The 23,543-nt window shown below is 41.7% G+C and carries 18 protein-coding genes, 1 tRNA gene and 1 pseudogene; 1 reads left to right on the top strand and 19 read right to left on the bottom strand.

Translation table 11 applies throughout. The features are described 5' to 3' along the window. Positions 1 to 3 precede the first annotated feature (3 nt). From xylB to bglB, 19 genes and pseudogenes are all read right to left on the bottom strand, one after another. Positions 4 to 1,530 carry a xylulokinase gene (gene xylB / locus CST_RS04290; RefSeq protein ID WP_015358600.1) on the bottom strand — a complete coding sequence of 509 codons (1,527 nt, stop codon included), beginning with the start codon at positions 1,528 to 1,530 and terminating at the stop codon, positions 4 to 6. A gap of 126 nt (positions 1,531 to 1,656) precedes the next feature. Continuing rightward, the gene (locus CST_RS04285) at positions 1,657 to 2,028 is read right to left on the bottom strand and encodes a hypothetical protein (protein ID WP_169315999.1); all 372 of its coding nucleotides are present in this window, start codon (positions 2,026 to 2,028) and stop codon (positions 1,657 to 1,659) included. A 57-nt stretch (positions 2,029 to 2,085) separates the two neighbouring features. Further along, positions 2,086 to 2,889 (bottom strand): ABC transporter permease, encoded by an 804-nt coding sequence (locus tag CST_RS04275; protein ID WP_237266373.1) that lies wholly within the window; start codon positions 2,887 to 2,889, stop codon positions 2,086 to 2,088. Beyond that, the gene (locus CST_RS04270) at positions 2,873 to 3,796 is read right to left on the bottom strand and encodes an ABC transporter ATP-binding protein (protein ID WP_015358597.1); all 924 of its coding nucleotides are present in this window, start codon (positions 3,794 to 3,796) and stop codon (positions 2,873 to 2,875) included. Before CST_RS04270 ends, CST_RS04275 begins: the two co-directional genes overlap by 17 nt. Positions 3,797 to 3,930: 134 nt before the next feature. Beyond that, positions 3,931 to 4,842 (bottom strand): sensor histidine kinase, encoded by a 912-nt coding sequence (locus CST_RS04265; protein WP_015358596.1) that lies wholly within the window; start codon positions 4,840 to 4,842, stop codon positions 3,931 to 3,933. Further along, entirely contained in the window at positions 4,839 to 5,531 is a 693-nt protein-coding gene (locus CST_RS04260; RefSeq protein WP_015358595.1) for a response regulator transcription factor, read from the bottom strand. The genes CST_RS04265 and CST_RS04260 overlap by 4 nt, the downstream gene beginning before the upstream one ends. 42 nt (positions 5,532 to 5,573) lie before the next feature. Further along, entirely contained in the window at positions 5,574 to 7,451 is a 1,878-nt protein-coding gene (locus tag CST_RS04255) for an ABC transporter ATP-binding protein (protein WP_015358594.1), read from the bottom strand. Further along, on the bottom strand, positions 7,426 to 9,174 hold the full coding sequence (locus CST_RS04250) for an ABC transporter ATP-binding protein (protein WP_015358593.1): 1,749 nt from the start codon (positions 9,172 to 9,174) through the stop codon (positions 7,426 to 7,428). The genes CST_RS04255 and CST_RS04250 overlap by 26 nt, the downstream gene beginning before the upstream one ends. Before the next feature lie 216 nt (positions 9,175 to 9,390). After that, the gene (locus CST_RS04245) at positions 9,391 to 11,874 is read right to left on the bottom strand and encodes an EAL domain-containing protein (RefSeq protein WP_015358592.1); all 2,484 of its coding nucleotides are present in this window, start codon (positions 11,872 to 11,874) and stop codon (positions 9,391 to 9,393) included. A gap of 26 nt (positions 11,875 to 11,900) precedes the next feature. Continuing rightward, positions 11,901 to 12,176 (bottom strand): hypothetical protein, encoded by a 276-nt coding sequence (locus tag CST_RS13500; RefSeq protein WP_015358591.1) that lies wholly within the window; start codon positions 12,174 to 12,176, stop codon positions 11,901 to 11,903. A gap of 1,131 nt (positions 12,177 to 13,307) precedes the next feature. Further along, positions 13,308 to 13,383, bottom strand: a tRNA-Pro gene (locus tag CST_RS04235). A gap of 663 nt (positions 13,384 to 14,046) precedes the next feature. Then, positions 14,047 to 14,229: pseudogene (locus CST_RS13375) on the bottom strand (IS30-like element ISCth2 family transposase); the annotation flags it as partial. A gap of 119 nt (positions 14,230 to 14,348) precedes the next feature. Then, positions 14,349 to 14,894 (bottom strand): HAD family hydrolase, encoded by a 546-nt coding sequence (locus CST_RS04230; protein WP_015358589.1) that lies wholly within the window; start codon positions 14,892 to 14,894, stop codon positions 14,349 to 14,351. Then, complete coding sequence (locus CST_RS04225) at positions 14,872 to 15,882, bottom strand: ABC transporter ATP-binding protein (RefSeq protein ID WP_015358588.1); 1,011 nt, start codon at positions 15,880 to 15,882, stop codon at positions 14,872 to 14,874. Before CST_RS04225 ends, CST_RS04230 begins: the two co-directional genes overlap by 23 nt. A gap of 28 nt (positions 15,883 to 15,910) precedes the next feature. After that, positions 15,911 to 16,900 (bottom strand): ABC transporter ATP-binding protein, encoded by a 990-nt coding sequence (locus CST_RS04220; RefSeq protein WP_015484933.1) that lies wholly within the window; start codon positions 16,898 to 16,900, stop codon positions 15,911 to 15,913. Positions 16,901 to 16,916: 16 nt separating this feature from the next. Beyond that, entirely contained in the window at positions 16,917 to 18,035 is a 1,119-nt protein-coding gene (locus CST_RS04215) for an ABC transporter permease (RefSeq protein WP_015358586.1), read from the bottom strand. Position 18,036: 1 nt separating this feature from the next. Then, positions 18,037 to 19,035 (bottom strand): ABC transporter permease, encoded by a 999-nt coding sequence (locus tag CST_RS04210; protein ID WP_015358585.1) that lies wholly within the window; start codon positions 19,033 to 19,035, stop codon positions 18,037 to 18,039. A gap of 69 nt (positions 19,036 to 19,104) precedes the next feature. Then, positions 19,105 to 21,132: an ABC transporter substrate-binding protein gene (locus CST_RS04205; RefSeq protein WP_015358584.1), complete on the bottom strand. Its 2,028-nt coding sequence runs from the start codon at positions 21,130 to 21,132 to the stop codon at positions 19,105 to 19,107. A 79-nt stretch (positions 21,133 to 21,211) separates the two neighbouring features. Then, complete coding sequence (gene bglB, locus CST_RS04200; RefSeq protein ID WP_015358583.1) at positions 21,212 to 22,342, bottom strand: beta-galactosidase BglB; 1,131 nt, start codon at positions 22,340 to 22,342, stop codon at positions 21,212 to 21,214. A gap of 273 nt (positions 22,343 to 22,615) precedes the next feature. On the opposite strand from bglB, the gene CST_RS04195 reads away from it, so the two are divergent. Beyond that, positions 22,616 to 23,542, top strand: a complete 927-nt coding sequence (locus CST_RS04195) for an AraC family transcriptional regulator (protein WP_015358582.1) — start codon at positions 22,616 to 22,618, stop codon at positions 23,540 to 23,542. The last annotated feature ends 1 nt before the right edge of the window (position 23,543 follow it).

The raw sequence follows: 23,543 nt of genomic DNA, 5'->3' as shown, positions 1-23,543 counted from the left end.
CCTTTATACCAACTTAGCCAGCGTCTTAAAATCGTCCTTCAGCGATGTGTATAATTTCCTGTATAATTTGTAATACCCATTGTATTTTTCATGGGCTGCCGTATTTGGCTTCTGAGTTGACTTAACCTTTATTGTGGCTTCGCAGGCCTCTTCCACGCTCCTGTAAACTCCTGCGCCGACACCTGCGAGAAGTGCCACGCCGAAAGCAGGACCTTCGCTTGCATTAATCGTACATATGTCACGGTTGAACACATCTGCCTGCATCTGGCGCCACAACGGGCTCTTTCCGCCGCCTCCCGACGCTCTTACCTGGCTGATTTCAACGCCAAGCCCTTCAATAATCTCAAGACAATCCCTCAGGCTGTATACCACGCCCTCCATTACTGCGCGGATCATCTCCCGTTTTGTATGCTTCGCGGAAAGGCCGAAAAAGACTCCGCGGCAGTCGGGATCCAGATGCGGAGTGCGTTCTCCCATCAGATACGGCAGATATATAATCCCATTGCTTCCCGGCTCAACTTTTTCTGCGGCTTGATCCATAAGATAGTATGGATCTACACCCATAAGTTCAGCCGTTGCAATCTCTTCCCTGCAGAAATTGTTTCTGAACCACTGGAGGGAAAGCCCCGCACCCTGAGTGACGCCCATGATGTGCCATTTGTTCGGCACGGCATGACAGAATGTATGAACACGTCCCAGAGGATCGATATTGACATCATCACTGTAAGCAAAAACAACGCCGGAGGTTCCGATAGTCGAAGAGATAATGCCTTTCTTTACAATACCGTTGCCAACAGCGCCTGCCGCCTGATCGCCTGCACCGCCAACCACAGGGGTCCCGACTTTAAGGCCTGTCAGTTCAGCGGCTTTGCTGTGGATGGTTCCTGTAATTTCCTGGGATTCATAAACCTTACCCAGCATTGACTTGTCAAGGCCAAGTTTACTTATCACTTCATCGCTCCAGCATCTGTTGGGAACATCCAGAAACTGCATTCCGCTCGCATCGGATACTTCGGTTGCAAACTCTCCTGTCAGGCAAAAACGTACATAGTCCTTCGGCAAAAGGATTTTTCTTACTTTGTCGAAAATTTCAGGCTCGTTGTTTTTCACCCACATTACCTTTGATGCGGTAAAACCTGTTAAAGCGGGGTTTGCGGTAATTTCAATAAGCCTTTTTGCCCCTATCAGTTCGGTAATTTGCTCACATTCCGCACTGCTTCTCTGATCACACCAGATAATGGCCCTTCTAAGAACCTGATTATCCTTGTCCAGCAACACCGCACCGTGCATCTGCCCGGACAAGCCTACACCTTTTACTTCGTCAGGCGAAACACCGCTTTTGGCCAATACATTTCTTATCGACGTATAGGTGGCTCGCCACCAGTCTTCGGGATCCTGTTCGGCCCAGCCGTTCTTAGGCTGATACAGCGGATACTCCTGCAGGTCGCTGGCCACGGTATTACCCGTTTCGTCAAATAACACCGTTTTCGTGCCTGATGTTCCAATATCCACGCCTAATAGATAAGCCATTTTTCATTCACCTCCGACACTTTTTAAACTTATCTTAATAAGTCCACATTAATAAGTTTAACCCATGCGCCATAATAATGCAAGATGGCAGGATATATTTTAATGTTTTAGCCCTAATCTTTTTCTCTACCATCCCCTCCTGGGTTTGGACTTGGTTTTTCTTTGAGTTTTTTCGGTTTGCGTGGTTGAAACCACGATGCAGAACGTTAAAAATGCCGTTAATATCAGTGAAACAACAGAAAGGCTGGGATTAAACATGTTTCCTACAGCAGGATTGTAACCTCTGAAACCTATAACCGACAGACCCGCCGTTACGGGATAAATATTCAGAAGAAGCTTACTGCCGCTTGTGAACATTGATGAATATCCCAATACAAAGGCAAAAATAACCGACATTAAATGGTTTATCCCTGCCTTGGCCGCAAAGGCTATAACAGGGGTAATGCCTATATATATAAACAAATTAAACAACGTAATCTGCCAGAAGGATCTGAACAACAGTTCCGGGGTTAAACCGCCGAAAGTTGATAATACATAGGCAATTAGTGTGAAGCATCAGTTTTCCCACCTTTCATACAACTTTACCATAACTATTGCCGATACCGTCCCGACTATGGCCATATAAATACACATATTTAACGTTGAAGGGATTGCATCCCTTAATTCAGCTCCATACAGTTCCAGATTAACCTTTCCGATTTTACCAAGAATTCCCGCCGTCCAGAAGGTAGTTGTCGTAATTGGTACAATTTGATATACAATTTTGGGAACAACCGGATATAATGGAATGATAAAAAAACTTATAACGGTGTAAAATATCGTTAAAAGAACTGAGAAAACATACGTCCTTGCGACCGTTACATTCAGAATAACCAGCGGCAGAGTACCCATGGCTATGAATATGCCGTTACAAAGTGTTAAAAGAGCGTAACCCGGACAGTCATTGTAAGTAAAAAACATACTCCCAAATATTGCTATTGTTAAATGTGTGACAAACGCATAAAGAACACTGCTTATCATGAGCACCCCGATTTTGGCCAGCACAAGCTGCCTGCTGGTAACGGGAACGGTTCGCAGCGCTTTAAAAGTGTCATTATCCCGTTCAGTGAAAAACAATACCGATGAAAGTATACCGAGTACAACAGGCAATAAAAACTGTATGCCAAATCCTACAGAACTAATATAAAGTTCATCATAAAGTTCGGCCGGACTGCCATACCTTCCGGCAAACCGGGGCATTTTTAACAGCAGCGACAATCCCGCGGGAAAAAGCATTGCCGAAAGAAAAACGGCATAAATTATCTTTCTTCTCTTAAGTTTGACAAACTCACATTTTATCAGGCTAAGCAATTCCAACACCCCCGGTAATCTTTTTAAAATAATCTTCCAGGCTGTTCTCGTAAACATGAGCATCATAAACGTCAATGTCGTTTTTGACAAACGCCTTAATCAGCGTGGATACGTCGCAGGAAAAATCATAGACAAAAATTTTATCTTCGGAACTTACTCCATAGTTTCTAATACCGAATTCGTCTTCAAGCAGAGCCGCCGCCCTGTTTGTATCCGATACGCAAAATCCGATGCTTTTCCTGTTTTTATTTTTCAAGTCTGAAATTGACGCCTCTTCGATAAGCACGCCGTTGTCAATAATGCCTATATCGTCCGATATCATCTCAATTTCAGACAAAATATGGCTGGATATTATAATTGTTTTTCCCTTTTTATCACACAAATCCCTCAGCAGTTTTCTCATCTCCGCAATTCCAATGGGATCCAGACCGTTTATAGGTTCATCCAGAATGAGCAGTTCCGGATCATGCATTATCGCCAGAGCTATTCCCAACCTTTGTTTCATTCCTAACGAATACTCACCGAAAAGTTTTTTTTCCTTATAAGGGAGGGATACCAAATCCAAAGCTTTTTCAACTGCGTCTTTCTGCGGAATTCCCCTGAGCTCTGCAAATATTTTCAGATTTTCCGTGCCGGTCAAGTTCGGATAAAATCCGGGTCTTTCAATTAAATTTCCGATTCGCGGGAGAATTTCCCTTTCATTGTTTTTTATATCTTTACCAAAGATCCTGATTTCTCCCGATGTGGGCTTTACAATACCAAGCAGCATTTTCATGACGGTTGTTTTTCCGGCTCCGTTCCTTCCCAATAAACCGTATATGGTATTCTTTTTTACATGCATGTTCACATTCTTAACCGCATACTGCTCTCCGTATTTTTTTGTCAGCCCTTTAGTTTCTATTATAAAATCCCCCATATAAGACAACCATCCTTCCTTCTTTGTTATTTTCGAAACCATTATAAACAATAAGTCTTGCAACAACCTTGTATCTGCCTTGAAAAAAGCATGAAAAAAACCTCGAAATCTTGTCGAGGTTTTTGGCCAAAAACCTATTCAACCCGCGGAAAAGTAATTTTAAAACTGGTGCCTTTGTTTTTTCCGGTGTCTACCAGAATATTTCCTTTCTGCTTTTCAACAAGGAGCCTGACTATGGACAGGCCCAAACCGCTTCCTGTGCCGCCCCGTGCCCCCGAGACTTTGAAAAACTCTTCAAATATCTTTTCCTTTAAACCCGGATCTATACCCACACCGTCATCAGATATTTCCAGTTTTATTTTTTCTTCTTCACCCGTCAGCCGCACCTTTACATTCTTTGCGTCGGCGTGCTCAATTATGTTCTTAATGAGATTGTTTATAACAGTCTGATAGCTTATTTCATCAATATACCCGTCCAGTCTGGAATCCGGGATGTCAATATCATAATTAATATTTCTTTTCTCAAAAATGGGGACCCAGTCTATAAGAACCATTCTGGTATACTCCGACAAATCCGTTCTTTTCAGGTTTAACTCATCGGTGTTTGAATACAACTTTGCCCATTCAAAAATCTGGTTGACATTATCCTTTAACTGTTTTGCTTTGCTCAGGGCTGTCTGTAAATATTCTGCGTTTTTTTCCCTGTTCAGATCCATGTCCATTGCTTCCAGATATCCTATAAGTGTCGTAAGCGGCGTCCTGAGGTCATGGGCCAAATTCGTCAACAAACTTCTGTGGGCTTTTTCAGATAATTTCAGCTTTTCTATTTCGGTGTTTTTTTTATCAATAATTGCGTTTATGGAAAATACAATTTCAGAAAAAGGGGCATTCCTTCTGATTAAAATTTTTCTTCTTGTAGACTCTTCTTCACCCATCTCCGCCAATTCCCTGCTCACCCGCATAACGGAGCCTTTCAACTGTTTATACTTATACAGCAAATAAATACAGGCGCAAACCAGCACAATCATAACAGCGGTTTCAATCATTTTTTACCACCTGAAACAAAACGGTACCCCATTCCTTTCACCGTTTCAATAAACTTATGCTTTTCCCCGCCTGAAACGGATTCTATTTTGGAACGCAATCTGCTTATAACCGACATAATATTGCTGTCATCGTACTCATAAGGTTCTTCCCATACCGCCTCATATATCTGTTTTTTAGTAAAAACCCTTCCGGCGTTTTGTGCCAGATATAGGAGTACCTGATATTCCTTTGGATTTAACTTAACTTCGTTGCTGTTTAAAAATACTTTTTTCTGAATATCGTCGATTTCCAAATTATCAAAAACGTAAATACCCTTTTTAGTTCCGCCCGCAGCATTAAATTCGGTGGCCCGGCGGATAAGCGAGTTAACACGGGCGCCGTAATCGTCCGCACCTGTATTCAGCCCTTTAACCTTGTCTTCGGTTTCGGCTTTTGCCGTAAGCATCAAAACAGGCACAGAACTGGTTTCCCGAATCTTTTTCAGCGTGTCAAGCCCGTCAAGCAAAGGCATCATTATATCCAGAACTATTAAGGCATACTCTCTTTTTAAAACACTTAGCAATGCGTCCACTCCATTGTTTTTAATATCCACATTGTAAGACTGTTTTTCCAGATAGTCTTTAAGTAATTTACATAAATCTTCATCATCGTCAACCACTAAAATGTTCCGTTTTTCATCAACCACCATCGCAATCCTCCTGTGGTAAAAGCCGTCCTGTTCATTGTCCCTTCACAGCTCCGATTTACAAACGTCTTTATACAGCGGACTGTTAATGCCCATCTGGCTTATTACCATTTTATAATATTGTCCTCTTTGGTTCATAAGGCTTTCATGGTTGCCGCTCTCCACTATTCTTCCGTCACTGATAACAAGAATATGATCGGCATCCCTTATTGTGGACAGACGGTGAGCTATCAAAAAGCATGTGCGGTTTTTCATCAAGTTAACCAAGGCCCGCTGGATGTCTTTCTCGGTTTTCGTATCAACGCTGCTGGTTGCTTCGTCCAGTATTAATATAGGGCTGTCGCACAGCACCGCGCGGGCAATTGCAATAAGCTGGCGCTGGCCCTGGCTTAAATTGTCAGTGGCACCCGAAACCATAGTATTATACCCGTTAGGCAATCTGCTAATAAAGTCATGGGCTCGGGCTATTTTGGCAGCCCTGATTACCTCTTCATCGGTTGCGTCCTTTCTGGCATAGCGAATATTGTCCATAATGGTACCGGTAAAAAGGCATGTGTCCTGAAGCACTACCGAAAAGCATTTTCTGAGACTGTTTCGTTTGATGCCGGTTATCGGCTTATTATCAATCAGTATCCTTCCGTCATCCGGATCATAAAAACGCATCAGGAGATTCACAATAGTTGTTTTTCCCGCGCCTGTTTCGCCGACAAGCGCAATCACTTCTCCCGCCTTTACGCTGAAATTTATGTTTCTCAATACAGGAGTTGTTTTATTGTAAGAAAAACTCACATTATCAAACACCACATGTCCTTTCGGATGCTCCAGATCAGCAGCACCTTCCGGGTCAGCCGCTTCCTCCTCACTGTCCAGAATCTCAAAAACCCGTTCCGCGCCCGCCAGAGCAGACTGTATTGTATTAAACATGCCTGCAATGGAATTAAGAGGATGGGCAAATTGCTTTGAATAACTCAGGAAACTCACCACGGTGCTGACAGGAAGGTTATAATTCACCGCAAGTATTCCTCCTGTTATCGCGGTAGCGGTGAAAACAAGGTTATTAATGACGTTCAGAAGGGGCATCATATATCCAGACCATATATGAGCCTTTGTACTGCTTTCATTCAACTTTTCATTGACTTCCCTGAACTTCTTTAGAACATCCTTCTGTTTTCCGAAAGCCTTTACCATTTTCAGGCCAAGGATGTTTTCCTCAATGATCCCGTTAAGCGCACCGAGATTGCGTTGCTGTTCGAGAAAATATGCACGGCTTCTGGATGCAATTAACCGCGTAAGAGCGGTTACAAGGGGAATACATAACAGAACAACAAGAGTCAGCGGTATGTTCATTCGTACCATTACCACAAGGGAACCTATAAGGGTCAGAATACTTGATATTAACTGTGTTGTTGTCTGGGCAATGGTAGAACTGATATTGTCCACGTCATTTGTAATCCGGCTCATCGTGTCGCCATGGGAACGCGTGTCGTAAAATTCCAACGGAAGCTTCTGCATTTTTTCGAAAACTTCTTTTCGCACAGTGTAAACAAGTTTTTGCGAGACTTTGAGTATAATCACTCCGCTGAAAGCTGAAATGAGCCAATTTATTGCGTGTAAAGCCACGATTATCAGCAAATATTTCACGAGCATTCCTGTGTCCACAGTTCTGGCTGCAAGCTCAAAGGCATCAAAGGTCTTTCCGGTAAAATACGGAATCGTGACTGAAATTAACGATGAAACTGCAGTAAGGAACATAGCCAGAAAAATGGATTTCCCCCATCGCATATATATTTTTATGATACGCGTCATAGTTCCCTTTGCATTTTTAGGTTTCGCTCCGGGTGCAAAACGGCTGGGCCCGCCGCCAGGCCTCATCGCGCCAAACGACGGCATCTTTGTTTCAGGTCTTGAAATATTCTGTCCCATTCACTGCGCCCCCCCTGCTGCTTTCTATTTGCGTTCTGTATATATCCCGATATACTTCGCATTCCTTCATCAGTTGCTCATGTGTGCCGTAACCCACTTTTTCGCCGTTATCCAGAACAAGAATCCGGTCTGCATACATGGCTGTGCTGCAACGCTGGGTTATGATTATCACGGTCTGAGTACGGTCCCTGTTCATCAGATTTTCACGCACTTTTGCTTCGGTTACCGCATCCAGTGCGCTGGTGGCGTCATCCAGTATAAGCACCGGGGAGTTCTTAAGTATCGCCCTGGCTATGGATACACGCTGCTTCTGTCCGCCTGAGAGATTCACTCCTCCGCTCCCCAAAAGGCTTTCATAGCCGTCCTTCATCCTGCTGACAAAATCATCGGCCAGTGCCGTCTTCGCTGCTTTTCTCACCATTTCATCGGTGGCTTCCCTGTTTCCCCACCTGATGTTTTCGGCAACTGTACCTGAAAAAAGCATAGGTTTCTGGGGTACAATCGCTATATTTTTGCGTAACAGCTCAACATCCAGTTCTCTGATGTCGCATCCGTTAATCAGAATTCTTCCGCCGTTCACGTCGTAGAACCTCAAAAGCAGCCATGCCAAAGTGGATTTGCCGCTTCCCGTAGGTCCGATAATTGCAAGGGTTTCACCGCTTTTAACCGAAAACGATAAATTTTTCAGCGCCGGTACTCCACTGCCGTTTGGATACGCAAAAGTGACATTTTCAAATTCAATATCCCCGTTTAATTCTTTTTCCTCACCGCCGGTGAAATCCCCGTCACATTCAAATACTTCCTTAATACGGGCGGTGGAAGCCTTTGTCCTTACAAAGGTATTAAATATATTCGTAATCATTATCAAGGACGTCAGCATTTGCGACATATAAACGGTAAATGCCGTAATATCGCCCGGGTTTGCAAGATTTACCGCAAACAGCCTGCTTCCGGCATAAATTACAGTAACCGTTCCGATACCGACCGTGAAGGTAATTACGGGCGATATCAGCGTAATAATCATTTGAGCCGATATCCCGCTTTTCATAAGATTTGAATTGGCATTTTCAAACTTCTCACTTTCTTCTTCGTAAGTGCCAAAGGCTTTTACCAGGCGCACTCCTATGAGGTATTCCTGGACAACCGAATTTACCTTGTCCATTGCTTTCTGAAATACAGAATACCGTGGATAGCTGAGCTTCATACTGACAATAATGAGAGCGGCAACTATCGCAACAACACAGTATACAATAAGGCTCAGCCTGAAGTTGAGCATGCTTGCAAGAACTATGCTGCCTGCGCAAGTTATCGGCGCTTTCATAAAAATCCGCATAATACCGTTAACAAACTGTACTATTTGAGATGTATCATTGGTCATACGGGTAATAAGCGATCCGCTTTCAATTTTGTCAACACTTCGTTCTGAAAAATATATTATCTTTTCAAACAAATCATATCTTAAATCTGCTCCCATGCGCTGGGATACCATACTGGCCAGAATGTTTCTTGTAACTGCAAAACACGCGCCTAAAAACGTTACCAGCAGCATACGGCTTCCCCAGTAATAAACCTGGGAAATCTGGCTTTGAGCAATCCCCATATTAATTACGTTTGACATAAGCGTTGGGGCAAGCAGATCGCACACCGCCTCACATGCAACACAAAAAACGGCTGTCAGGAAAGGAAACCAGTATTTTTTGAAATATCTGCCGTACAAATTCATAAGCTAAATCCCTGTCTTCCTGTAAAATACACATTTTAAGCTGTATACTTCTATTATATATTCTTTTTGTCATCACCGATCAACATATTTCGCACGATGCAAAAACCGTTCAGGACGGCAGATTATCCACTCTGAACAGTTACGGAATAAAACAAAAAAACTGAATAGCCGCTGCAACGGGCGGCATTCAGTATGTAAACAACTTAAATCCGGTATCTATGCACTGTAATTTTTCAAAAACTCAATAGCGTTGTTTTCATCAAGGGGTTTGCTTATCAGGTATCCCTGAACTCTGTCGCAGTCGTGTTCCATTAAATAATGCAGTTGTATGTCATGCTCTACGCCCTCGGCTACTGTACAATGCCCCAGCTTATGGGACATGGAGATAATATCGCTGGTTATAACCTTGTCCGGATTGGCATCCAGCAAATTATCAATAAAATATTTGTCTATTTTCAGGCTGTCCACGTTGAGTTCCTTTTCCCTGGCAAGGGAGGAATAACCTGTTCCGAAATCATCTATTGCAATGTGAATTCCCGCCGTTCTCAGTTTGTTAATAGCTTTGTTTATACGCGCAAAATCGGAAGAGAAAACCGATTCGGTAATTTCAAGGCATATATTTCCCGGATTTACGTTCATTTTGGCTATTAATTCAAGCAGCCTGTCGGTAAACTCAGGTTTCAGAAGCTGGATAACCGAAATATTGACTGAAACCGAAATGTTTCCATAGCCGTTTTCGTTAAGCCTGCTCAAAAACTTAAAAGCATTTATAATAACTTTTTCACCTATCGGGATTATGAGTTTTGTTTTTTCGGCAACCGGGATAAACTCCGCCGGGGAAACAAGTCCAAGCTTTTCGGTCTTTAATCTGCACAATGCCTCAAAATCGCAAATGGAGCCGCTTTTTAAATCAAGAATAGGCTGATAATGTAAAAACAACTCGTCTTTTGTACCGGTATCGTTTGCTATTGCAAAAAGCGCCCTTTCAATCTCTATTTCACGGTTAACCATCGACTCCAGTTCATCATCATAAAAACATATCACATAATCATTATCATACAGATTTATGGATCTATCAGTGGCGAGTAGCATCCTTCTCATAAGCAGTTCTGCATTGATTTCGCTTTGATGCTGATCAATTTCAACAATTCCTATACCGCCATTTATTCTGTCGGTTATAAACAGTGACTCCAAAGTCTCCGCCACGGCATTGCCAAATTCAACAAGCTCGTTTTTATCACTATATCCCACTATGTAAAAAACAAACCGGTTTTCACGGACATGGAACAGTTGCCTGTTTTCGGAACAAAGCGCGCTTAAAACCGCAGCAGCCTTTTTTATCAGACTTTGAGTATAATTAAACCCGTATTTTACCGTCAATAACTGAACAGCTGTAAGATTTACGCCAATAAGCGCCTTTTTTATGTCTTTCTTTTTCTTCAAATCATTTTCAAGTAATGAAATTAAGTACTCCCGGTTATACAATCCTGTGGTTCTGTCATGCTCGTTATTATATTTTAACGCATCTTCCACTGCCTTTCGATCCGATATGTCAAGAATAATTCCTTCCAGGGCTTCAACTTCACCGTTGTCGTTGAAAATCCCCTGGCCCAGTTCCAAAACCCATTTTCTTTCACCCGTTGCGGTTATAATCTCGTATTCGTATTTAAACTGCTGTCTTTGGGCAAGGACTTCCTTCCATTTATTCCACAAAGCTTCCCGGTATTCGGGGGAAATAATGTCTTTAAATGAAAGTTCCCTGTTATTCAGAAGGCTTTCCGGACGATAGCCGGTAAGGGCATAACATCCGTCAGAAACAAACTGCATTGTCCATTCACGATCATAATTGCATCTGTATGCAAGTCCAGGTAAATGGGAAAGAAACACCGATTTGCTGCGCTCACTTTCATGCAGGGCTTCTTCAAATATTTTTCTGTCAGTAATATCCTGTACCAGACAGATATGACCGAAAATCCGATCTTCCGGCAGAATAAGCGGAGCTACAATCATATGTACCCAGACCACCGAGCCGTCAGGCCTTATATAGCGCTTGTCCATGCAATACATTCCAATTTCACCAGCCCTGAGCTTTTTGAGGTTTTCCGCGTCTTCCCCCAGATCATCGGGATGGGTTATCTTTTCCCACCCGATAATATTTATTTCTTCCTCTGTTCTCCCCACAATCTGCTCGAACATCGGGTTAACCTTTATGACGGGCTTATCGTGTCCTTTCAGCTCATGGGAAATGGCAATTCCGATGGGTGCCTGTGTAAAAATCATGTCAAATGTAAGGGTTTGTTCATCCAGTCTCTGTTCCAGAGCCTGTTGTGCACGCAACAGTGTAACATGTACGTCTATCCTTGCTTTCAGCGAATGCATATGGATTGGCTTGCGGATAAAGTCAACGGCACCAAGTCTTAGACCTCTGATTTCATTTTCCAGCTCATCGTAATTTGTAAGAATTATCGTCCGCAGATTTTTAAAACGCCGGTCGCACCTCAAAGCCTCAAGTACCTGAAAACCATCCATTCTTGGCATATTAAGATCAAGTATAAGAATGTCAACGTCATTGTGTTCGTTAAGCACATGCATCGCTTCCACGCCGTCACAAGCCGTCAAAACCTGATAGTCGCTGAGCATATCCTTTATTATTGTTCTTTCAACCGTCGAATCTTCAGCGACCAAAATTTTAACCCGCATTGTAAAAAAACCCCCCAAGCTCAAAGCTACCCAATATCCAAATAACTTAATATATCAATCAGCTTTCCGAATAAATCTGAAAACATTGCGTAAAGTTTCCCTGTCTCTTTTTTGTCTTCTTCCAAAAGCGCTTTCTGTAAAGCTGCAGCCCTTTCGAACAACGATTTGCCCCTTTGCTCCCTGTACTGCTTTTCATTCTGTGAACTGTTTCCGCAGCTTCGGCATATCTTTTTTCCTGTTCTTCCTGTACAATTCCACCGCTTATTTTCCGTTATTTTCCGTGATGACAATTCAGTATACATTTAATTTATCGAACAAATCATCCTTCAAGCATTATAATTTTCGGCGTCCTGCAAAAGCAGCGTTTTATAATTTAAACCAAGTATTGTATACCCATATAAAAAACTTTTTACCATGTTTTTTTAAATGCCCATCATAGTATATTACCAGTCATTAAGCCGAATCAAATTTTAATACTTTTTCCAATGGCGGGAAATGTCCGGGCCATACACCACCCGTTTTTCAAATCAAAGGAACAATTAAATTCTTACAATTAACCATTGCCGATGCATTTTGTCAAATGAAAATGCATTTATAAAGGCTTTATTAAGTTAAGGCGTTTTTTTGACAGTTAATTTTATTTTTTCAATATTCATGTTCTGCCATATGGCAAAAACTGCATTCCCAATCTTTTTTGTTAGGAAAATTTTGTATGAAAAAACAGAACGTAAAAATGCCTTATAGGTAGGCTTAAAACAATAGACAAAGAGTTGTGCGTCGGAAAAGTTGGGTTTCAATTCCTTATGGGTAGGCTACAAACTTTATGTACACAGACTACATCCTTTAACTTTCATCGACATTTCAGTCCTTTTTAGTTAGACCTAAATCAATAATCAGAAAAGAAAGAATTTCCAGAGTTTCAACTTCTATATGTAAACTTAGAACTTAAAACAATCGCCGTTATGAAACTTGCCGGCAATGGTTTCAATTCCTTATAGGTAAATTTAAAACCCGTAAAATATGCATAAAAAGGCTAATTCCCCTGGCACATACATAAGCATATTGTGCCAGGGGCAACAATTTGCTTAAATCCAACATCATTACTGCGCACTCAGCATATAGATGGGAGGGCAATTAGGTATCTTCAACCGAGTTTAATGACTGGCCGTACAACCCGAATAAAATGATGGAAAAATGATTTACGAAGTTATCGGAGAGTTTGAAGAATTCCTTCCCGGTCGAGATGCGGAAAGCATAATAGCTATGATAATATTTAAAAGTTGAGATATGAAAAGCAGGAGCGGATAAAACACTCCTGCTTAATGCTGATTAGGTGCCACCTTTTATTAATTTTTTAATTTTGTCATGCTTATAATTGAACAATGATTAAACTTTTATATATAAAAAACCACTCTCATAAAGAAGAGTGGTTTTGGTCGGAGTGACTGGACTCGAACCAGCGGCCTCTTGGTCCCGAACCAAGCGCTCTACCACCTGAGCCACACCCCGATGCTCTTTTATATTACAATATAAATAAAAAAAGATCAAGTAAAATTTCATAGATATAAATTGCATATAAATTGCAATATTAAATGCCGTGAAAAATTTGGTAAATCCGTTGCAATAATACAACTAAATATAGAAAACAAATATTTATGTTTGATATTAAATAACGTTTTAGTGTAAGTATCCACTTATAACTTCATTTCATAAATTAACTTATTAAATTTTTTCTTCTTCTGCTAAAGCCATAACTTTATTCCATATGAAATCTATAAAACTCTTTTTTTAAGAAAGTAATATGGCCAACTCTTGTACCGTCATAAGAACAATACGTACTGTTCTACCATCAGCAAAAGTTTCTAATGCGTCTTTTGTATATCCAGAATAACTTATAAATAATCCTCTCGTAAAACTTGGTTTAGATGATACTTTTTCATTAAATACTACCATTCCCTGATAATGCTTTGGTACCGGGAGTAAAAATAAAATGGTGTCTATTATATAATTAAATCACAAGGGGGAGTTATGATTATGGATAAAAATACTTATTTTGAAACAGTTAAAAAGATAGCTATTGAAAAAGTTTTAAATCAATACAGTTCTGAATCAGATCCGTCCCATATTTATGAAATACAGCAAATTTTCCAATTACGTTACTTCGAGCAGACACAAAATTCTTGACAAGTCTCTTACTGTATACTTTTCTTTTAGGTACAACTCTATGGCGTATCTTTCTCTTTCATTTAGGTGTTTGTTTTTTCTTGTTTCTGTGTTATTATTCATATATAACTCATGGTACTCCTTTGCTAATGTTTTTCTTTGGCTATTAAACATTTTACAATGGATTACCATGAGTTTTCTATATATTACGGCATTTTATTTTACAACTTCCCATATTTTTGTCAATCAAGCAAGCATCCTCCCATCACACCGGAGGATACCGCTTGATTCTAATTTACTACTTATGCTTGTTATTCATCCAGCCGGCTGTTTAACTCCTCAATCAGCGGCAGCAATTCCGACGGCTTATGAACAATATAATCAGGCGTTTCCTCGGGTGAAGAAGGCTGCATGTTATACCGCGGGGACCATGCCATAAGGATGGACGTTATACCAAACCTGTTTGCCCCGACTATATCCTTTTTTAAATTGTTTCCAATCATTACAATTCTTTTTTTGTCTTCTTCGGTTAAACTGTTTTTTTTCATTGCATCCTCAAACATGACGGCCGCAGGTTTCTGCTTGCCCACAATTTCCGAAACGGTCCATGTTTTAAAACAGTGTTTCAGACCGTTTTGGGTATAGACGTTTTCAAAGGACTGGTATTCGCCGTCGGCCACCAGTGCAATGGTATAACCGGCTTCATAGAGTGCCTTCAGCGTTTCGGCGGCACCTTCTATCGGTTCGGCATGGATCACAATGCCGTTTTCATCCCGTATTTCAGTTGATTCGTCAATTATTGTATCACCACTGTCTATGAAAATCACAAGTTTTTTAGATTGCTCTCTGTTCATCATATGAAAAACCTCTCAGTTTCAGTTCTTCCACCCTGTGGCACGCAACAAAGTGGTCTTTTTCTATTTCGCGGTATTCTGGCGGTTCTTTTTTGCAAATGTCTTTGCAGTAACTGCACCTTTCATGGAAATAACAGCCGCTTGGCGGATTGGCCGGGTTGGGTATTTCGCCTTTTAGCGGAATTCTGTTCATCTTATATGTTGGATCGGCTACCGGAACCGAAGACAACAACGCCTCGGTATACGGGTGCATGGGTCTTGAGAACAGGGTTTCGGTTTCTGCAAACTCAACCATTTTTCCAAGATACATTACCCCTACTTTATCCGAGATATATTCAACCACCGACAAATCATGGCTGATAAAAATGTATGTAAGACCGAATTCCCTCTGCAGATCCTTTAAGAGGTTTATAACCTGCGCCTGTATGGATACGTCAAGTGCGCTTACCGGTTCGTCGCATACCACAATCCTCGGATTTATAACCAAAGCCCTTGCAATTCCTATCCTCTGCCGCTGACCACCCGAAAAGGCATGAGGATAACGTCTCAGATAACTGGGATTCAAACCGACCTTTTCAGCTATTTCAGTGGCCCGCTGCTCCATTTCACTTTTTTTCATTTTAGGGAAATTGGCTTTCAGCGGTTCGGTGATTATATTCAGAACGGTCATGCGGGGATCCAGCGAGGAATACGGATCCTGGAATATCATTTGTATATCCTTGCGCAATTCTTTCAGTTTCTTTTTGTCAATACTCAGAAAATCGTATGTTATACCGTCTTCGGCCGTATATAATACCTGACCGCTTGTGGCAGGTATGGCACGCACTATGCACCTTCCCAGCGTTGTTTTTCCGCATCCCGATTCCCCTACTATTCCGACGGTTTCGCCTTTTTTAATGCTGAAACTTATATCGGTTACCGCCTTGACAGTTATGTTTTTCGACGTATATTCCTTATATAAATTTTTTACTTCAAGTATATATTCGCTCAATATTACGCCCCTCCTCACAGGTATTCCGTTATACAGCATGGCAGCTGACGGTATGTCCCGGCCCAACCTCGATAGTTTCGGGCTCTCTCACATTGCAGACCCCGTCTATCCGGCAATGGCAACGTTCGTAAAAACCGCAGCCGGGCGGCAGATTCAATGCCAGCGGAACGGTGCCTTCGATTGAATCCAGCCGTTCTTTTCTCTTTGAACCGATTTTATGTACCGAACCAATCAAACCTTTTGTGTAGGGGTGCTTCGGATTGAAATATATCTCCTCAACAGGGCCTGTTTCCACAATTTTTCCAAGGTACATGACCGCAACCCTGTCGCACATTTTTGCAACAGTGCCAAGGTCATGGGTTACGAAAAGAACCGACATTTTGAGATCTTTCTGAAGTTCCTTTATAAGTTCCAGGATCTGCGCCTGAATAGTAACGTCGAGTGCCGTCGTAGGTTCATCGGCTATCAGAAGCTTGGGTCTGCAAACCAGAGCCATCGCTATTAAAGCACGCTGAAGCATTCCGCCTGAAAATTCATGGGGATACTGGTCATATCTTTTTTCAGCATTGGCTATTCCTACTTTTTTCATCATGTCTATTGTAATTTCCCTTGACTTCTTTTTGTCTTTTGTTATATGAAGCCTCGTACATTCATTAATCTGACTGCCGATTGTATACAGCGGGGAAAAGCAAACCATAGGCTCCTGAAAAATCATCGATATCTGTTTTCCACGAATATCGCGTATTTCGGGCCCCTTTGGCGACATTTTAAGGATATCAACAACTCTTTCGCCGGAATTGAAAAGAATCTCGCCGGTGGTGGAACATTTCTGATCATTTAGAGCCAATATGGCTTTACATGTAAGCGATTTCCCGCATCCCGACTCCCCGACCAGTCCCAGCGTCTCTCCTTTGTCAATGTGAAAAGAAACGCCACGTACTGCAGTCAAGATACCTTCTTCGGTTTTTATATTTATATGGAGATTATTTACCCGGATAATAGTTTCTTTTGCGTCCATAATTGCCTCCAAACCTTTATTTGTATGGATCTGCCGCATCCCGTAACCCGTCACCGATGAAGTTAAAGGCCAGCACCGTAATAATTACGGCAAACAACGGTATAAGTTTCCAAGGATGCATTGCTATACTGGTTATATCCTGCGCTTCCTGCAGCAAAACACCCCAGCTTGTTGCCGGAGAACGGATACCAAGGCCCAGAAAGCTCATCGATGTTTCACCGATGATCATTCCCGGTATGCTCATTGTAAGACTAACTATAAGGTAACTCATGAAACCGGGAATAAGGTGTCTTGTAATAATTTTCCAGTTGCTTACTCCGGCGACTTTTGCAGCCAGTATATAATCCTCCTCACGCAATGATATGAATTTTCCGCGTACAATTCTTGCCAGACCGGTCCACGAAATAAATGAAACAATTATCGTTATATAAAGGTACACTCTGACGATAGGTATATCAGGCGGTATTGCCGCCGATAACGCCATCCACAGAGGAATTGTCGGAAGTGACGACAGAACTTCAATAACCCTTGAAATCACCGTGTCCACTGCTCCGCCGAAATATCCCGCAATTCCGCCGATTATTATTCCCAACACAAAACTTATTATCGTACCTGCAAAAGGTACCGTAAGCGAGACCTGACTTCCCAAAATCATTCGGGAAAACAGATCCCGTCCCATTGAATCGGCTCCCATTAACAGTATTACTCCGCCTTTTTCGACACCGAACAGATGAATATCAGTTTTTATTATTCCGAACAGCTTATATTCGCTTCCGTGTGTAAACCACTTTATCCTGTATATTTCATCGGTGTTTTCGGTATATATCTTTCTTTTCGTTACAGGATCCCGTTCCATTTTAATGCCGTATACAAACGGCCCTATGTATTTGCCTTCATGAAACAAATGTACTTTTGTCGGAGGAGCGTTAACAATTTTCGAGTTATAGGAAACCAGATCATACGGGGCTATGAAATTGCCGAACAAAGCCACAAAATACATAAAGCCCAGTACCCACAGACTTACCGTGGCCAGTTTATGTTTTTTAAACTTCCTCCTCATTAACGTCCACTGAGAAGCAAGATAATATTCCTCTTCCTTAGTCATTTTTTTGCCCTTGACATCTTCCAAAGTCATTTCAGTTACTCCTCTCCGCGTACCTGATTCTCGGGTCAAGCCATGCCAGCACAATATCTGACAATAATGTTCCGAGCACTACCAGAAATCCCTGGGTCAGAAGAATGGTTCCCGCCAGATACATATCCTGAGTCTTTAACGCCTCATAAAGCACCGGCCCCAAAATAGCCATATTCATAACAATGGCCGATATCGTCGAACCCGAGAAAAGTTTTGAAAGGGATCCGGCAAGTCCGCTGACTACAGGGTTTAATGCCGCTCTGAGGCAGTATTTGTATATAATTGTTCTTTCGCTTACACCTTTGGCCCGTGCGGTCAACACATACTGCCTTGTAATTTCATCAAGCATCTGGGCTCTTACCGTACGTATCACACCACATGTGCTGTCGGTCCCTATTACTATTATGGGGATAATCATGTGTCTCAGAAATGAACCCAAATTATTGATATTCAGACCCTCTCTTAGAATTTCTTCTGAAAATAACCCAAGCAGCGGGTCGCCTGTCCATTTGAAAGATATATACATTAATATGATTGCCAGAAGGAAATTAGGCGTGGCAATACCAAGAAAACCAAACGCGGTGAATACAAAATCTCCCACCGAATACTGGTGAAGTGCACTGTAGATTCCGATTGGCAGTGAAACCAGGTACGTAAAAATCATAATAATCAGGGTGATTATAACAGTCAGCGGCAATCTGGACATGATAACCGTCCACACCGGTCTGTTGTACGCAAAGGAATAGCCGAAATCGCCTTTAGTAATTATATTCTTCATCCACATAAAATACTGTACGTACCATGGCTTATCCAGTCCGTACTGCTGCCTCAGTTTTGCTATATCTTCGCTGGTGAAAATTTCACCCTCTGCAGACATTCTGGAAACGTAACTGGTGATATAATCACCGGGCGGTAACTGAATAATAAAGAAAACAATAATTGACAGTAACAGAACTGTAGGAACAAACATTAGAACACGTCTAAATATATAGTTTCTCATGTCTCCACATCCATCCCATTTCTGATATCAGGCTGAAGGCCGGTAAACGGCCTCCAGCCTTTTCTTTATTTAGTCTCCATAATACAAGCACTGGAAGTGAGCAATTCCGAAATCCCTGAACTCGTCACAGAAAATTGAGTTTTCAGGGAAATTCTTTATTTTTTTGTCTTTTATGATAAGAGTAGGCAGGGCCTCCATGTAGCCGATAATCCAGATATTCTTTTCATGGAGTTTCAGCATTTCAAGCGCAATCCTTTCTTTCTCCTCTGCAGTAATGGCAGATCTCATCTGCTGATAGAGTTCGCAGAGTTTCTTCAGATCGCCTGTCGGCTCTACTCCTTCCTTGCCGTTGGATGCGACCCAGTTACCGACTGCGCCGTACCACGCCGCATAATTTCTTACAGGTACAACGGTATCGGGTCTCAGAATGATACTGAATGTGGATGCAGGTGTAACCGGTGCAAGAACCGCCTCATGGTCATTGCTGGCCAACATGTTTTCAAGTACTGAACGATCCATCGTTTTATAAGTTGTCTTAATACCCACTTCCTTGAAATATTTCATCAGCAGCTCCGCAGAGGCATCTGCATTGGCATCGGTCATTGCCTGAATGTTCAGAACAAAGTCGGTACCATCGGCAAAATCATAATATCCGTCGGATCCCATAACAAGACCGCAGGATTCAAGCAACTGCTTAGCTTTTTCAGGATTGTATTCGGTCCACTTATTAGCCCATTCTTCGCTGTAACCCATCGCACCTTCTGCAGGAGCGGCCTGTCTTCCTTGAGCAAAACCTTCCGAAAGAATCTCGGCATACTCCTCACGATCCACTGCAATGGACAGAGCCTGTCTGAAATCAGGATTCTGGAACAGAGCCCTCTTCTTTTCATCTTTCACGGTCTGATTCAGATGAAGTTGTGAAACAGTATCTGCCCAAGAAACAGATGCCCATTCAACAAACTCATATCCTCCTCTTTCCATGTTTTCATACAAAACATCGTAATCAGCATAGCTCACTGCTGCTACGTCAACCGTTCCGTCCAGAATTTTTAGCAACCCCTGCTCAGGATCCTGTATTTTTATAAATCTTAGTTCGTTTATATACGGAAGCTGCTGGCCTTTTTCATCAACCTTCCAGTAATACGGGTTCCTTTCCATTACGAAATAGTCGCCGTCGCAGTCGTTGTTGGGTCTGTTCTCGAACACAACCCACGGACGGAGGGTGGGTCTTCCGGGAACATTCCAGTAATAATAACCTGTTTCCTTACCCATTGCGGCGACATCGGAATAACCCATTTCCTTAGCTTTCTTCTCGGCTTCCGCTTCTCCTATAAACTTCGGAAGTATCTGCTTATACCAGTGTGCCGGTGCAAAACACCATTTGCCGTTAATTGCAAGTTCCTCAAGGAAAGTGGGTTTCGGCGCCTGGAATTTTACCTTAAACGTATAATCGTCAACTTTCTCGAATTCAGCAATTGTTTCATTGCCGTTTTCATCCTTTACTTTGAAGCAGTCCCACAAGCTCTTTCCAAAGGTCTCAGGAATACACATCTCGTAATAGAAGAAAAGTACGTCATCAGCGGTGAACGGCATACCGTCGGACCATTTCATGCCTTTTCTCAGGTAAATAGTATATTCGGTGGCATTCTCATTAACGTCATATCCTTTCGCCACATTTGGCTCAATTGTACCGTCGGTTTTGAACCTGAACAAAGGCTCTTCGGTTATTTTTCCATAGAACCATTGAGCATTTTTACCGTTAAAAGTGAAAGTAAAGGCTTCGCCATAAGTTCCTATGCTTTCCATGGTCTCTACCATCACATCTGATGGATCGGGAAGGCGTTTTTCAACAGGCGGCAACTCGCCGGATTCAACTCTTGCCTTCAGTTCCGGAGCTTCGGTAAATGCTGCCGTACTTCCTGTTTTGCTGTCAGGTACCGGAGTAGGAGTAGCCTTCACTGAACCGTTGGACGCAGAAGTTTGAGCCGCTTCTGTTGGTTTTGCTGTTGATGAATTGTTCGAGTTCTGACCGCACCCCGGCAGCAATCCGACCATCATGACCGCAACCAGCAGTACAGCTAATACTCGTTTTTTCATAATACAAACCTCCTTTTACCCCCATTAAATTCATATGGTGAAAAATTGTATAAACATGGCCGTTCAGCCGTGCCGTCAATTATTTCTTTGAAACGCTTTTCAGCGCTTCCTGCAAAAACAGCATTGCCATCGCCTGCCCGTAAGGCATGCGTCTGATTTCAATATTTTTATAGTGTTCAATGCTGTCTCTGCCCATGCTTGTGCCATAAGAAACCTTATTCACATAACCTTCATCATCAATACAATCCAGTACGGGGTTTATGGCTTTAACTGCACAATTTTTAAAACGTGCACTTATCAGTCCGCTGTCCACCGCTTTTAAAATTCCATAGCCAAAACCGCAGGTTGCACTGGCTTCAAGATATGATGTCGGATCATTGATAACGGTGTGCCACATACCGTCTTTATCCTGATATTTTTCCAGAGCCTCAACCTGGCGTGTGAGCAACTGCACCAAATATTTCTTAACTCCGGCTTCGCACCTGACTATTGACAGAAATTCCGGAATGGATATTGTTATCCAGCAGTTTCCCCTTCCCCATAACGCCTCGGTGAAATTATGATTTCCGTCGAAAGTCCAGCCGTGGAACCATAATCCCGTTTTACGATCGGTCAGATACTTTGAATGGATTAAAAACTGGTATTTGGCTTCTTCAACCCAATCTTCACGCTTCATTACGGCACCGGTTTTCGCAAGAAACAGAACCGACATGAATAACGTATCAACCCAAAGTTCTCCGTTATTCAGTGTGTCCGACGTAAGATGCTGAAAACCGTCCTCCCTCGTCCTGGGTAAGTGTTTTACCAGCCAGTCGGCCCATTCAACGCATAAATCTCCGTATTTATCGCTATTTGTATACTCATACAGAAATATCATCGTGAGCATCGGGGCTGTTGTATTGATGTTTTTTGAAGGCAGTCCTATTTGGAACTGCAGGTCATAATAATTAGTGATAATGTCGAGGTATTTTTTGTCCTTTGTTGCTTCAAACAATTTCCAGAAACCAAACAAGCTTACGCCCTGAGGCCACTCCCAGTGCCGGTACCTGTTAATGTCGTCTCCTGCCAGGTTTTTGCTCTGCATGTTTTTAATAAAGATTTCATCGTCGTCATACAATGTTTCCCTTGATTTGTCGATAACTTTAGCCAGCTTGTCTTGAATGGATTTGATATCAATTGAATTGTCAAAGGTTTCTTTTTTTTCCTGCATAGCATATAACCCTTTCGTTGAAATCGCAAAATAAACAATAAAGTGAAAGCAAAATAAACAATAAAGTAGAATATTTTAATTTTTTGTATATTTTTAGCATGTACTGGATAAAAATCGGAATATCTTTGTCATATATCACAAACTTGCTAAGATTAATTTAACAATTTTTAAGCAAATTATCTATGCAATAATTGCTTTTGTCTTTCATGATATGTTGCATATTTTGCTATACGGTGATATATTTATAACAAAAGACCGTCCGGGTGATTCTTCATGCTTCTGAACAATAAACTTATATATGAAAAAGGGTACCTTGTCGAAATAGGTAAACCTACTGAAAGCCTTTACTATTTCTTTGATTATGATGAAAGGTACTACGATATAAATATGGAATTCCAGCATTTTCATAATTTTTACGAAATACACGTTTTACTCGATGATCATGCCAACCACATAATCGAAGGTAACCTTTACAGAATTGAATTTTTGGATTTTGTATGCCTGAAACCTTATAGCCTTCACAAATCCGAGTATCCGAAAGGTCCGCCGAAAAAAAGGCTGATAATCCAGTTCAACATACCTGCGCAGACAGGGATATTGCAGGATAATTTAAACGAACTGCTGAGTATTTTTGAAGCGCCTTTGCCCATTTACCGTTTTGAGCAGAATAACAAGGATAAAATTATAGATACTCTGAACGACATTTTTATAATATCCAAATCCGAAAACCCCGTTCGGGATTTATCCATTCACTGCAGGTTCATAGATCTTTTATGCACAATATACAATCACCGGAATGAAAACATTTATATGCCTGAAACCCTTAATACTCCTGCTTCAAAAATTTATTCAATCACCGCATATATTCACAATCACTATAATGAGGATTTATCCCTCAGCGTACTTGCAAACAAGTTTTTCCTCAGCAAGTATTATTTGTCCCATTTATTCAAGGAAGTTACAGGTTTTTCCCTGACCGATTACATTCAGATGACAAGGATAAGAAACGCCCAACAGCTTCTTCTGTTCACAGACAAAAAAATAACCGACATTGCCACTCAATGCGGTTTTTCAAGTTTTTCCCAGTTCAACAGAGCTTTCAATAAATATTGCAAAACTTCACCAAGTAATTACAGAAAAAAAGGGAACGCGTCCTTTGCCAGAACAAGTCCCCTCTCGGTCGTGTATACCAGAGACTGAT

Source organism: Thermoclostridium stercorarium subsp. stercorarium DSM 8532 (genome assembly GCF_000331995.1).
Classification (GTDB): domain Bacteria; phylum Bacillota; class Clostridia; order DSM-8532; family DSM-8532; genus Thermoclostridium; species Thermoclostridium stercorarium.
Note: the sequence above shows the minus strand (reverse complement) of the source record. Positions and strands in the feature narration are given on the sequence as shown.